We start from the raw sequence: 14,682 nt of genomic DNA on the forward strand, positions 1-14,682 counted from the left end.
CGAACCTGTTAACTCTTAAAATACTTCCAGCAGACGAACAAATTTTAGCTTTTTATATTCCCCCTTATTTTTCGTATTCCCTTCTGAAAATTACAAATTCTATATCTGCGCTTTCTGTTTCTTAAATCCTTTGCTTCTAAAATAAGCTACCAAAGATAAAGTGAGCATTGATGCTGCAGTAATATAAATCCAGGCGGGAATCGGCATAGGTTCACCGGCAGCGTAGGAATGTAACCCGGACAAATAATAATTTACTCCGAAATAAGTAAATATAATAGACCATATCGCCCACAGGCTTACAATATTAAAAGTCAGTTTTCCGCGAAGCTTCGGAACCAATCTCAGGTGAAGTACCACGGCATAAAATATGACCGATATAAATGCCCACGTCTCTTTGGGATCCCAGCTCCAATAGCTTCCCCAGCTTTCATTGGCCCACATTCCGCCCAGGAAAGTGCCCACGCCAAGGGCAAAGAGGCCGACGGTTAAAGCCATTTCATTGACGATGGTCATTTCCTTGATGGAATGTTTTGTTTTTTTAGTTGGTTTTGCGCTAAAGAGAATTAATGAAATTGTACTCAATACTGCCGACAAGCCAAAAAATCCGTAACTGGAAGTGATGATGCCTACATGAATCATAAGCCAGTAGGATTTCAGAACGGGTTCCAATGGCGTGATCTGCGGATCGAGCATGGATCCGCCATGTGCAAATCCCATCATGATCATGGCGACCAAAGCTCCGGCTGCGGGAATAAAGGCATTGCGATTTCTATACAAGAGCAATCCCGAAAGAACACCGATTCCTGAAATAAATACAATCGCCTCATAACCGTTACTCCATGGCGCATGACCGGAAAGATACCAGCGAACACCTAAAGCTATCGCCTGAATGGCCAGTGCGGCAACCATTATCGATAAAAAGGTTTTTGTCAGAATGCGGAGCATGCGATTATACTTTGACCCTGACGAAAACACTTCTGCAAAACCAAGCATGATCATGCACATACCTAATAAGCTATAAACTATCATCAGCCAAAAGAAAATGTTCAAATGATTATAGAGAATTTCCAAATTCACTTTTGAGGATGAAGGAACAATCTTTTTACCCCAAACCTGCTGGTATTCACTGATGTCTTCCATACTTTTATCCGCTTTGTTCCAGTTGCCGGTTTTCAAACCTTCTTTTACTGCATTGAAATAATCGGTTAAAAGAGGTAAAGCTGCCTGGTCAATTTCTACAACGTTTTTGTCGGAACTATAGATCCAGCTTCTCCATGTTTGTGCCGGATCCTTTTTCACCGGAATAATTTGAGTATAATATCCAAAGGCGACACTGCTGAAAATATTGAATCGTTCTGTCATTTCAATGACAGCTTTGTCATAATTAGACTGGTTGGCTTTTCGCTTGCTGAAAGATTGGTTGTATTGTTTTTCCAACCTAAAATTCCCGGTGTTTGGGTCCACTAAATTGGCATAAGAAGTATAACCTTCCGCATTGGCGCCGGCTTCTTTTATCAGTTCGTCACCTCCTTTTTGGCCTACTTTTATCAGTGGTTCATTGGCCCAAAAACCAGGATCAACCTGCATAGAAATAAACCATTGTTCTGAAGAAATAGTAATTGCTCCTTTTTGATATTTATCTTTCTTGTAAATTTTTCTGAGCAATTCTAATGTGTGCGTATCCATAGGTTCAATTCGTCCCTGGTAATCCTGCACCAGCAGATGCCCGAATTTTTCAGCATGCACCGGGTCAATAATCCTATTGGTTCCAAGCTCGCCAGGTTTTGCAAACTGTGCGTTTGGCCCCGGCTGCCGTTGCGGGAAAGTTGTTACGATTGTGCTATTCTGAGCAAAACAAGGATTTATTCCTGCACCCAAAAGCAATAAAAAAGGAAGAAGGATGAGATTTTTTGTGTGCATTTTTTTTAATGACTCATTCAATTTCCAGAAATGAGTGCCTTTCCAGAACAGCGTGAAAAACATCCCGGTAAACAAAAGAAAATATCCCAAATAGGTAATGTTTGTACCCCACCTGTCGGCATTTACGGAAAGGATGGTTCCGCTTTCATCCGGGAAATAACTTGCCTGGAAGAACCGGTAGCCGCGGTAGTCCATTACATTATTCATGTAAATATGATGCGGTTTCTCCGTTCCTTTATCAATTACGGTTATCTTACTTTCATACGAGGATGGATTATTTGAGCCGGGATAACGGTCAAGCAGAAAATCATCACAACGTAAAGAGAAATCAGTATAAAGTATCTTGGAACCAAATCCCAAAGAGACATTCAGGCCGTTGATCGATACAGTTTTATTGAATTCGGTAACGCCTTTTCCACCTTTGATCAACAGTGTATCGGTTTCATTACGTGAACTTAATTGCACCTGGATAGCCGACAAAAGATTTTTATCGGCCGGGCTGTTTTTGTCCCCGTTGTAATAGACTATTTTTCCTTTGAAAGCGCTTTGAGGGATAATAAAATTGGTATTGTTAATCGTGTAAAGCGCCCTGTGATTTAAAGTAGCGGGCTCATTCGCTCTTATATTACCCGAATGCTCAGCTAATAACGCAGAATCAGTTATCACGCCCATTTGCTGTCCTTCCATAGACATATATTGTCCATCAATTGGGAGGTTAATTGTAATGATACCATCCCTTTCCATTAATTGTACCGCGTCCGGCACCGGGTTATTGAAACTAAACATCGTTCCATCAATGTTTTTGACTTCTCCTTCGGAAATATAATTATTTAATCTGCCTCCTTGTCCTATAGATACAACCTTGAGCATCTTCTTTCCGGATTCTGTTTTTTCAACTGAGTCCTTCGCTAACGGAATATAATCAAGGGTTTTTAAAGAAATGATTTTATGGTCAAACTGGTAATCCTGTTTAAAAGTTCTTTTGAATGGCCACCTGGTATCTTTAGAATTAAAATAAGACATCATGTAGGGATATTTATCATAACTGAGTGTTTTGTTTCCATCGGTTACATTCAGTTTGAAATACGTGAGGTCGCTGATAATTTCGTTGGAGGTCTCATTTTCTTTAATCGGCATTTGCCCTTCAAAACTGGCATAGCGTGTGATAGCGCCTCCGATAAACATAAAAATAAACGCCAGGTGAAATGCCAGCAGCGGCCATTTTTCTCTCCGTGTAAGCCTGTAAGTTTTAATATTTGCGGCAAACAAAACGATCAGCCATAGCATCAGAATTTCAAACCATGTAGAATTATAAATTAGTGTTTTTGCAGTTGCAGTATCATAGTCATTTTCAACGAAAGTGGCCACCGCCATGGAAATACCAAATAACAGTAAAAGAACCGTCATGGTGCGGGTGGAAAACAGGATTTTTTTTAAACGTTTCATTTCGTTGCAATGATTTAGACATAGTACTGACTACGCGGTGGTCTTAAAAATTGAACACTTCAATTAAGCCCAACCTGATATAGTAAAAGCATCTTTTTACGGTTTTTCTTTTTAGGAAATTGGTTCCGCAAAAAGATGCATATAAAACAACAAAAACTGACAAGCTTAAGGTATTTATCTTTTACCTTACCTGTTTACAGAGATTTCAGGTATTCAGTAAGGTCAGCTTTTTCGGCGTCGCTTAACCTAAGATTTCTCTCCTGGTTGTATCTTGCCACTACATCAGCCAGGGTCTTTGCAGAACCATCGTGAAAATAAGGCGGGTGTTGCCAAATACCTTTTAATGGGGTAACTCTCCATTGTTTGGTGGCCGACCGTTTTACATAATCTTTATCCAATGCTACCGATGCACTTTGAGGATGTAATTTTCCACCATCAGTAACATCAGTAAATAAAGGGCCGGAATGACAGCTTGCACACTTTCCTTTTCCAATAAAAAGCACTCTTCCCCGGGCAGCGGCAGCAGCATTAAAAGAATTAGCTGGCGGAGCCGGTGCTGAAATAGAATATTGATACGCTTGCAAAGCAGGCAGTTTATCGGTTACCAAATCATCATTTTCCCTGTGATCAACTACCCAATTGTCAAGACGCGGATCAGCAAAATAACCGTGCCCATGCATTTGGGTAACCGCCACGTACCTGTTCCAATAAGCCACAGGTCCTACAGGTTCATGTTCTACATCGCCATCACCGGTGAAAATCGCTTTAGGAATACCGTATAAGCCAAACGCAGGCGGGATGACAACCGGGTTACTCAGGCCGTCATGGTTAAACCTTGGGTCGTACATGCCAGTGCCCCACGAAGCGTAAGTTGCTTTCTGAGTCGGGGTTAAGGCCGGAGACAGAGAGATAATTAAACCCGGATTTAAATCTCTGTTGGGATATGCGTCCAGCCGGCTGCCTATACCGGGAGCGAATGAATTATCAACTGTTGAATGACAGAGTGCACAGGTAATGCCCACTCTATCCAAATGCAACTTTCCATCTGCTCCCTTCCTAACTTCTCCTTTTACCCCAACAACGGCATTTAATGATATCAACGCAAGAGTTGTTTGTGGATCAGTGAGACTTACCGATCCGTCCTGTATACCGGCAACAACAGCGGCAGGTATAGCAGTAGCATCTACTTTTAAACCCACACTTAAGGCGGTAGTTGGGTCCACAGCGGTTTCTATCACTTTATTCATCTGTAACACATCTGTCCAGAACGTCTCATCACCGAAGGTCCAGTATCGAAATACCTGTTGCCCTTGTTTAACCAATTCCTGGTCCAATGGAGGTAAATCTAAACCGCCTTTTACGGGTGGAACGTGGCCAATATCACTTTTTGTACAACTAAAGAAACCTAACGTTGCGAGCAGCAGCAGCGCAGGAATCGCAAATTTTTTTTTCATAAACTTTTTTTTTATTTATTGTGAAATAGAAGAATTTCCCTTGCTGAGATACTCAGTCAGGCTTACTGTTTATTAAGGATAGAGTTAATGAGATTCAATTAGGTTACAAAAACATGACAATAATTTTTGAACCCGTAAAGCTCAAAACAATTTTTAAAAAGCTGGGGATACACGCAGGAAGGGAAAGCTGGAGGCTTTTAGATTCAGATTAAGCTTATATGCAGTAAACAGATAAAGATGAACCACCAAACTAAGGCATATCCAAATAAAAATAAATTGCAGTATAATATTGTCAGATGAAGCTATGGGTTTCGTTTCATGAATCAAATAAACCAAACTTTAATTTGATAAAACAAGGAAGGTTTATTAACGTTTTTTGAAAAAAGCCGAACGTGATAATTATTACTTTCGCACTGTGAAAAAATATCGGCCTTACTTTTTCTACTTTTTATATTGGATTTTGTTTTTTATTGCCGCGAAAGTCGCTTTTTTATTTTATCATGCTCGTTTAACGGAAACACTAACCGGCATAGAAATCTTCAAAGTGTTTTTGTATGGCCTCAGAATGGACGCATCTTTCACCGCTTACATTTGCATCCTTCCTTTTCTTTTGTTTTTAATTAAATCTATTGTCCCCAATTTTCAAATTCAAAAGATAATTCGGATTTATACCTACGTGCTGGTAGTAATCATTTCATTTTTAATAATTGCCGACCTCGAATTATACAATGCATGGGGCTTTCGCATGGATTCCACACCACTTCAGTATTTCAAAACACCGGAAGAAATGGGCGCTACTATTTCCACTGCTCCTGTGTTCCTGCTGGCAATTATTTTTGTTTTTATCGCTGGAATTTTTATTTTTTTGTATAAAAAACGTTTTGACATTTTTTCCGCGTTTACTGTAAGACGTATCACTTTCTTCAGCATTTTTCTACCTCTTTTTTTATTGGCTTTTTTATTTATTCCTATTCGCGGGGGCATTCAAAAAATCCCGATGAACATCAGTGATGCGTATTTTTCAGAGAAAATATTTGCAGATCATGCCGCTGTTAATTTACCCTGGAATGTTGTGTTTTCCATTCTGAACCGGCACAATCCTCACAATCCCTTTGACTATTTTCCGCCTCAAAAAGCAAAAGAGCTTGTGGAAAGTTTGTATGCTACAGGCCCAAAAAGGATTCCTTCTATTTTGACGGTCGAAAAGCCCAATATTATCATTATCATTTTAGAAAGTTTTACCGCCAAATGGGTGGGATGCCTTGGCGGTGTGCCTGGCGTAACGCCCAACCTTGACAGCATAGCAGCCAACGGATTGCTGTTTACAAATATTTATGCAGCGGGCGACAGGAGCGAAAAGGGCCAGGTAGCCATTCTGAGCGGCTATCCAAACCAGGCAGTCACCTCCGTTATAAAAACGCCGACAAAAACAAGAAAGCTGCCCTCGATAAACCAATCACTTGCAAAAACCGGTTACCAGTCAAGCTTTACTTATGGCGGCGAGCTGGAATTTGCCAATATAAAATCTTATCTCATTAATATTAAAATGGAACAACTGACAGATAAATATTCATTTCCCATTTCTGAACGCACTACCTCCTGGGGCGTGCATGACCAATATGTATTTGACTGGTTTTATAAAGATATTCAAAACAAAAAGCAGCCATTTTTTGCTACGCTTTTTACGCTCAGCAGCCACGAACCTTATGATGTACCGATGAAAACGAAATTTGAAGGAAGTGACCGGTCTTCGCTTTTTAAAAATTCAGTATATTATACAGATAGTATTGTCGGAAGTTTTATCAGGCAGTTTAAACAGCTTCCATTATGGAACAATACATTGATTGTAATGGTAGCTGACCATGGCCATCCGCTGCCCGGTAATGACCCTAACGACCGGCCATCAAAGTTTCATATTCCTTTAATTTTTTCGGGCGGTGCACTTGCAATTCAGGGAAAGATAGGTACGATAGGATCACAAACGGATATTGCTACCACACTTTTAGACCAGCTTCATCTGCCAGTCGATCAATTTAAGTGGGGTAAGGATTTGCTGGATTCTTCGGCTAAATCGTTTGCGTTTTATTCGTTCAATAACGGCTTTGGGTTTGTAACACCAAAGGGAACGGAAACTATGGATAATGTGTCGCGCAAGCCTATTTTTATTTCCCCCGGATTTGATACCTCTCAAATAAAATTTGGCAAAGCATACATGGAATATTCATACCAGGATTTTTTGAACCGTTGACGGATATTGGTGCATAGCAAAAGGGAAGTTTTTGATTTTTGTCATTATCTTTGATTTTCGATTCTTAATGGCAGAATTACTCAGATAGCTGCGAGTGGGCTTGTTGCCAAATTTACACTGGATGGTTTAATAAAATATTAATGTAGATCCTCCGTTAAATCAACCAGGGGAATTAAAATAGGAGTCATTATAATTTTTAGAAAATTCTGTATCAATGTATAAAATAAAAGATTTTATCGAGTGGCATGTTTTCGGTGTTTGCACCGCCATTGGAGAAAAAATGGGAATTGCCACCTCCGAAATCCGCCGCTATTTTATTTATGTATCTTTTCTCACCTTTGGCTCGCCGGTTATTTTTTATTTAATTCTCGCGTTCTGGATGAACATCAAAAATTATATCAAAAATTCGAGAAGAAATCCGCTGCGTTATTTGTAAACTGTATGGGCCTTGTGCTTTGCTTTTCCTGTTGCAAAATATAAATAAAGAACATTTATCCGTTTACTGCCGCCGCCATCAGGTAGAATATAAATCCGGCATAGTTGTTTTTTTACCGGAATTGAAAACGGCATAAAAAAAGGGCAACTTTCGCTGCCCTTTTGCAATTTGAAATATCGATTTTAGCCGATTAATTTCACATTAACGGCATTCATTCCTTTTTTGCCATTTTGCAAGTCGAATTCCACTTTGTCGTTTTCTTTAATTTCATCAATAAGTCCGCTTGCATGCACAAATGTCTCTTTTGAAGAATCATCGTGTTTGATAAAACCGAATCCTTTTTCGGAATTGAAAAATTTTACGGTTCCTGTGTTTTTGTTGTCCATTTTGTTTTGTTGTTTGTAAAAAATTAACCGCGAAGGTAATCTTTCTCAGCAAAAATGGGAATTTTGTTCTCTGATTTTAATCTTAATTAACAGGTAATTGTTTTTAGCCTTTATTATTTGGCGTTTTAACTGCCTCTGTTTTTTCTATTCTATCCCAGAAAGTGAAGTAAAGACCAAAATTGTATTTAAAATATTTATGATGCTGCGCGTGATGGGTGGCGCCAATTACCCATTTGCCCCACGAATTAAAAGATTTTTTTGGATAAATCTCGATATCAAGATGGTTGATGACGCTGCTGAAAGTCATCAGAACGAGCAGGATGATAATGATAAAATAATGAATTGGTATAAAAATTAAAAGAACCGGTAAAAAAACGGCCTGTAGCAAAGCTTCCAGCGGATGAAATGAAAAAGCTGTGAACGGCGAAGCGATGTGGCTGTCGTGGTGAATTTTATGAACGATTTTATAAACAACCGGGATATGCATCCACCGGTGAATCCAATAATAATAAGTTTCCTGCAAAAGCATATAGATTAAAAGGCTTACGGGCAAATACCACCAGCCAAATAAATCAATTTTTGTATAAACTTTTGTATCGCCCTTTTGCCAAAGGATAACGGTGGCGACGCCCGCCATTGCAAAAATTATAGAACTGATTAAGCTGTATTTAATTTCTTTTTTAAATTGCCCTGGCTTATAACTTTTTTTATTAATTTTTTTGGCTTCATATTTTTTTCGAAACCAGCTATAGAAAATAAGATAAAATATTCCCGCCACTAAAAAATACCGCAGGGTAATCACCGTGAAGAAGGACACAGTAAGCACCAATGGCCAATAACCGGAAGCAAAATCGGGTAAATTCATTTTTTGTAAAATAGAGAAAATGATAAGTTTGTCAAAAGTAACGTTTAGGGTTTACCTGATTGTTAGAAAATACCAAATCAGGATATTTATTTGTTTACTGTAACACGTTTGCACACATTCTTTTTAACGCTTCGAATAAACGTAGCCTAGGCGATTCAGCTCTGAATGTAAATTGAAGTGCACGTTGTTTTTAATTTTCCAGAAAATATTTTTCAAAACTTCTTTCCAGCATCCTTGCCCCCATAAGAAATATAAATCTGCAAAGGATTTACTGCAATCGTTTAAAAAAAAATTAACAAAAAATTGTTGTTATAATAAAAAAATCCTATTTTTATTTTTTAAGAAATCGGTTGCAATGAAACAAACAGGCTTATTTTAAACATGGTATGCCCTTTGTTTACAAATTTTATAAAGTTTTTTTATGCAATCGATAGCGCGAAAAATTTTGCTTGAGGTTTCACAACGTGTTATGATTTAGCTTGATATACAGCATGTCCTAAAAAGAATATTTGAGATGTTTTTCCTCTTCACGGGGAATAACTTTATTAATTAAAATAACAACTACTTTAAAATGAATAAGCTTTTTACCGGCTCCCCCATGGTTTGTTATATAGTGCTTTTATGGATTAACAGGCACTGTTTGATTATTGGCTCATTAACATCTTCTTTCACCTATAAATAAAATTTTTTTTCACCAAACTTTTAAATGTATGAACAACACATAATTTTTAAGAATATAAAAAAATACGCTGAAAATAATCAGCTTTAAAAGCGTTTTTCCACACTAAACAAACATTATTATGCGAAAAATCATTATTAAACATCCTATTTTAAATAAGAGATTTTTAATTAAACATTCTCTTTTGCTTTTTTTTATTGCATGTTACCTAAGCTCATTTGCAAAAGAGAGCGGCAACGAAAACGGCCCTTCCATTTCAAAAAATATGGCTATAGCTATTCATGGTAAGGTTGTCGATGACAAAGGCGTTGCTCTTACAGGAGCTACCATTACTGAAAAAGGAACTACAAACACCACATTAACAAATTCCAAAGGAGAATTTACTATTAATGTGCGTAATCAAAACTCAATACTTGTAATTTCCTATGTTGGTTACGTAACTCGAGAAGTGAGCCCATCCAGCTCCGGAAACGACCTGGTTGTTGAATTAACATCATCTGATGCATCATTGCAGACGGTAATCGTGGTTGGATATGGCACACAGAAAAAGGTGTCTTCTACGGCGGCAATCTCATCTGTAAAAGGAGAAGAATTAGCGCAGGCTCCTGTTGCCAATATTTCAAACGCACTTGCCGGCAGGGTATCCGGCGTAATAGTGAATGCGAATGGTGGACGGCCAGGTGCTGATAATTCAGATATTTACATCAGGGGTATCGGTACCAATGCGGTGGATAATAATGGGAAGAGTACTGTCAAGCCTTTGATCGTTGTAGATGGTGTTATCAGGGATAACATCAGCCAGGTTGATCCAAATGCAATTGCCAGTGTAACGGTACTTAAAGATGCGGCTGCTGTTGCTCCGTATGGCCTTGGCGGAGCAAACGGAGTAATTCTTATTACCACTATAAGAGGTGTGAATTCTACCAAACCCACACTGACTTTTGGGGGCTATTATGGTGTTCAACAGCCGACCTATGTTCCTAAAATGCTTAGTGCAGTGGATTATATGCGTCTTCGAAATGAGGCTTTTCTTAATGAGCATCCGGGGAGTACGAATCTGCAATTTCCAGATAGTCTGATTAATAACTATACACAACTAAATAAGCAAAACCCCGATCTGCATCCGATTACTGACGCATACAATACAGTTGTAAATAAAAACGCGCCAATGTACCAGGCTGATATGCAGCTTCGCGGAGGTTCAAATCACGTACGCTACTTTGCAGGATTAGGTTATTATAACCAGAAGGGCTTGTTTGATCCCGTTGGTTATAATCGGTACAATTATAATGTTAACGTGGATGTAGATGTAACGCCAACAACCCTCGTTTCTTTATCAATAAATGGTTCTTACGAAAAAACAGATAATGTGGATGTGGCTTCCAGCACCGATAACCTTTTAAGGGGTGTCTATAAATTTGTTCCGATTCAACCTCTTCTATACAGCAACGGTAAATGGGGAGAATTTGCCGGAAACGCGCCTTTAGGGGTTTTAAATTCCGGCGGTTATAATAATCAAAATACTACAAGTCTTTTGAGCACCATTGCCATCGAACAAAAGCTGTCGTTCATCAAGGGCCTAAGCGTTAAAGGTACATTTAGCTATGATCCTTACAACTTTTTCCAGAAGCAATGGCACAGGCCATTTTATTACTGGTCGCAGGATGTGAGCACTACTCCATATACGTACACTCAGGCAATTTCTACACAAGAAGGCGGTGCGGCCACTTATACATGGCTCAATGAACACTATTATCAAAACAATAGCTACACTTACGACGCCTACCTGAATTACCATAACACCTTTGGGAAAAGTGAAATAACCGGGCTGGTAGTAGCGGAAGCTAAAAATAATAAGCAGTTGGAATTCAATGCCCGCAGGAACAATTTTGCTGTCAATATTGATGAGCTTAGCCTTGGTAGCTCCGACAGAAAAGATTTTGATAACGGTGGCGGATCGAGCACAGGAAGCCAGATAGGCTATGTTTATCGTCTAAACTATGGGTATGACAATAAGTACCTCTTTGAGGCTTCGGGCCGTTATGACGGGCACTACTATTTTGCTCCCGGAAGCCGGTGGGTATACTTTCCTGCTTTCTCAGTTGGATGGGTAGCCTCCAACGAGAAATTTATGCAATCGTTAAAAAATCTTGACTATTTGAAATTCAGAGCTTCGTGGGGTAAATCAGGCGCCCTTGGGGGAGGACCTTTTCAATATTTGAGTGGATACAATCTTTATGGCCCTTCTTATGCATTTGGTAGCGGTACCCTGGTGCAGGGTTCATATACTGACTTGGAGCCAAATCCTAACATTACATGGGAAGTTTCAACCAAAACAGATATTGGTTTTGAAGCAAATTTATGGAGGGGTTTACTGAGAATCGAAGCAGATTACTTCGGTGAAAGACGCACCGGTATGTTACTTGCTCCACAGGTTACCGTTCCGGTTGAATATGGTTTGAACCTTGCCCAGCAAAATGCAGGCATTATGGAAAACCACGGGTTTGAAATTACATTAGGGTCGCAGAAAAGGCTTAGCAACGGACTTCAGCTTGGAATTGATGGAAACTTCAGTTACGCAAAGAATAAATTGATCCAGATTTACGAAACGCCGACCACCAAAAATAGTCCGAACCGTAGCAGAACAGGGCGTCCGTTCCAGACACAATTTGGATACCACTCACTTGGTTTATTTAGCACTGCTGATGACAAGAATAATGATGGCATTATCAATGGTGAAGATGGCTATAATGTGGCTCAATTTGGCACCCTGCATCCCGGTGATATTAAATATGCTGATATAAGTGGCCCGGATGGAAAACCGGATGGAAAAATTGATTCCTATGATGAAACAGTGATTGGTGATCCGACTATTCCGGCGATTGTGTATGGTGCAAATCTTACTGCTGCGTGGAAAGGCTTTGATCTGACCTTATTCTTCCAGGGGGCTGCTATGTCGAGCCGAAATGTACAAGGTTTTTACACTGTTCCTTTTTTCAATAATAACAGTAATTCTACTTACGAATATTATAATAACAGGTGGACACCAGACAACCAGGGCGCTAAATATCCAAGGGCTAACCAGAATCCCTACGCTAACAATACACAGTCAAGTGATTTCTGGATCGTTCAAACCAGTTATCTCAGGCTAAGGACTGCATCCATTGGATATACGTTACCTGAAAGTGCAAGCAAAAAAGTGGGAATGACAAGACTTAGACTATATGCAACCGGGCAAAATGTGTTTACAGCAAGCAATCTTAAATTCACTGATCCGCAAACGAATGGTGAAACGGGATACCCGCTTATGAGGACATTTATTTTTGGTTTAAATGCTTCATTTTAACAATAAAAACTAATAGATATGAAATCATATAAAAAATCCCTTCTTTTTTGCAGTAGTGTACTAATCCTTGCCATAAGCCTGTATTCGTGTAAAAAAGATTTCCTGGACAATGTAAAAAAGACGCAGTTGACGGATGACACGCAATGGGCCTCGGAGGGCAATGCGGATATCTATCTAAATGATCTGTATAACAACCTTCCGAGCATGTATAATTCGCCTGAGAACCTTGACAATTTCACTGACGATAATGACGCCGGATTTTATTATGGTTCCAACAACTTCAAGCAAGGCATCGTTAATCCGGCCTCTACCAATTATAGCATTTGGGGAGGTGATGCCGGCCCGGCAGATATAGATCGTTTTAACTGGACCGCCTCGTATAGTACGATTAGAAAGTGTAATCTCTTCATTCAAAAGATTACGGCAAATAAGCAAAATTTTTCGGCGGATTGGTTCAATAAACGACTAGATGAAGCCCGCTTCTTAAGAGCTTTTTATTACTCCAATCTTTTCCTGCATTTAGGGGGCGTACCTATTATTACTGAACCGCAATCCCGTGAGGATACTACTACGCTGTTCACCGCAAGAAGTACCTATGCCGAAACACTAAACTTCCTTACAGCATCTTTAGACTCGGTAGTTAACGATGGTTATCTTCCCGTAAAATACAACGGGGGAGATGCCAATGCCGGCAGAGCAACCCTTGGAGCGGCCTTAATGTTAAAAGGATGGCTTCAGCTTAATGCTGCCAGCCCCGCCTATAATTCCGCTACCGCACCCGGAGGTCCGGATCCTAATAATTTAGCTGGTTTCGGTAATGTAGATGCTTCACGTTGGGCTACTGCTGCAGCTACTTTTAAACAATTCATAGATAACTATGGCAATGGCTCCCCATATGAATTATTTCCGGAAGATTCCACTCTTTGGTTCGAAGCAAATGAATATAACTCAGAAGTAATCTTTGACCGGCAATATGTAGCTAATACATTCGGCTCCTCCTTTGAGCAATACGGTGGCCCGGTATGGATTCTCAACAATTACTACACATGGGGAAATTATTGTCCTACGCAGGAACTCGTAGATCAATTTTTTATGGCAAATGGTAAGGCCATTACTGACCCAACTTCGGGTTATGAGCCGCAACATCCTTACGTGAACCGTGAACGCAGATTTTATAAATGGATAGTTTACGATGGCGCTCCTTACAAGATGGATTGGATGCCTAAAGAGGATACGATTTATACACGCATTGATCAGGTCAATCCTTCTAAAAACCAGATTGATTTTGCCAGTGATGACGTAGGAAATACGGCATATTATTTTAAGAAGAAACTGAACCCGCTTGTGCGGCCTGGTGGAAATGTCAGCGGTGCCAATTACGTCTATTTCCGTTATACAGAAGTTTTATTGGGCTATGCAGAAGCCCAGAACGAAGCCGTCGGTCCCGATGCTTCTGTTTATGATGCCATCAATAAAATAAGGGAACGTTCTGACCTTCCGCCGCTTCCTGATGGTTTGGATCAGTCGCAAATGCGCGAGGCCATTCATCACGAAAGAAGAGTAGAATTGTGTTTCGAAAACAAACGCTTCTACGATATTATCAGGTGGAAAATTGCTGATAAAGTACTGAGTGTGGACAGGCATGCGATGAAGATTACCAATACATCGCCGACTAATAACAGTGGTGTATGGAAGTATGAAGTTATTCCTTTAAACCATCCACATGTTTTTAATATGAAAATGTATTTGAATCCTATTCCTCAACCGGTGATTGCTCAAAATCCCAAATTGGTTCAGAATCCTGGCTATTGAGTGTCACGAATAAATAATGAATACAAATTAGTTCTTTGATTTTATTATTTAATGCTATGTAGATGATGATGGTCGGCCCATCGGTAACGG

8 protein-coding genes are annotated in these 14,682 nt (G+C 39.6%); 4 read left to right on the forward strand and 4 right to left on the reverse strand.

Features of this window, described 5'->3' with window-relative positions; translation table 11 throughout:
* Positions 1-99: 99 nt before the first annotated feature.
* The gene (gene ccsA / locus EFY79_RS03090; RefSeq protein WP_123119191.1) at positions 100-3,366 is read right to left on the reverse strand and encodes a cytochrome c biogenesis protein CcsA; all 3,267 of its coding nucleotides are present in this window, start codon (positions 3,364-3,366) and stop codon (positions 100-102) included.
* Between the two features lie 194 nt (positions 3,367-3,560).
* Positions 3,561-4,820 (reverse strand): c-type cytochrome, encoded by a 1,260-nt coding sequence (locus tag EFY79_RS03095; protein ID WP_123119192.1) that lies wholly within the window; start codon positions 4,818-4,820, stop codon positions 3,561-3,563.
* 550 nt (positions 4,821-5,370) lie between these two features.
* Between EFY79_RS03095 and EFY79_RS03100 the strand changes: the two genes are divergently transcribed.
* Both EFY79_RS03100 and EFY79_RS03105 read left to right on the forward strand, forming a co-directional pair.
* Positions 5,371-7,068 carry an LTA synthase family protein gene (locus EFY79_RS03100; protein WP_158605135.1) on the forward strand — a complete coding sequence of 566 codons (1,698 nt, stop codon included), beginning with the start codon at positions 5,371-5,373 and terminating at the stop codon, positions 7,066-7,068.
* Positions 7,069-7,282: 214 nt separating this feature from the next.
* Positions 7,283-7,504 carry a PspC domain-containing protein gene (locus EFY79_RS03105; RefSeq protein WP_123119194.1) on the forward strand — a complete coding sequence of 74 codons (222 nt, stop codon included), beginning with the start codon at positions 7,283-7,285 and terminating at the stop codon, positions 7,502-7,504.
* Positions 7,505-7,686: 182 nt separating this feature from the next.
* Here the strand turns inward: EFY79_RS03105 and EFY79_RS03110 are convergent, their stop codons facing one another.
* Positions 7,687-7,890: a cold-shock protein gene (locus tag EFY79_RS03110; protein ID WP_123119195.1), complete on the reverse strand. Its 204-nt coding sequence runs from the start codon at positions 7,888-7,890 to the stop codon at positions 7,687-7,689.
* A gap of 103 nt (positions 7,891-7,993) precedes the next feature.
* A complete protein-coding gene (locus EFY79_RS03115; RefSeq protein ID WP_123119196.1) occupies positions 7,994-8,755 on the reverse strand; it encodes a sterol desaturase family protein in 762 nt (253 codons plus the stop codon).
* 800 nt (positions 8,756-9,555) lie between these two features.
* On the opposite strand from EFY79_RS03115, the gene EFY79_RS03125 reads away from it, so the two are divergent.
* Both EFY79_RS03125 and EFY79_RS03130 read left to right on the forward strand, forming a co-directional pair.
* Entirely contained in the window at positions 9,556-12,780 is a 3,225-nt protein-coding gene (locus EFY79_RS03125) for a SusC/RagA family TonB-linked outer membrane protein (RefSeq protein ID WP_123119198.1), read from the forward strand.
* Between the two features lie 18 nt (positions 12,781-12,798).
* A complete protein-coding gene (locus EFY79_RS03130; RefSeq protein ID WP_123119199.1) occupies positions 12,799-14,592 on the forward strand; it encodes a RagB/SusD family nutrient uptake outer membrane protein in 1,794 nt (597 codons plus the stop codon).
* Positions 14,593-14,682 lie beyond the last annotated feature (90 nt).

This window comes from Hanamia caeni (genome assembly GCF_003721595.1).
GTDB classification, from domain to species: Bacteria; Bacteroidota; Bacteroidia; order Chitinophagales; family Chitinophagaceae; genus Ginsengibacter; species Ginsengibacter caeni.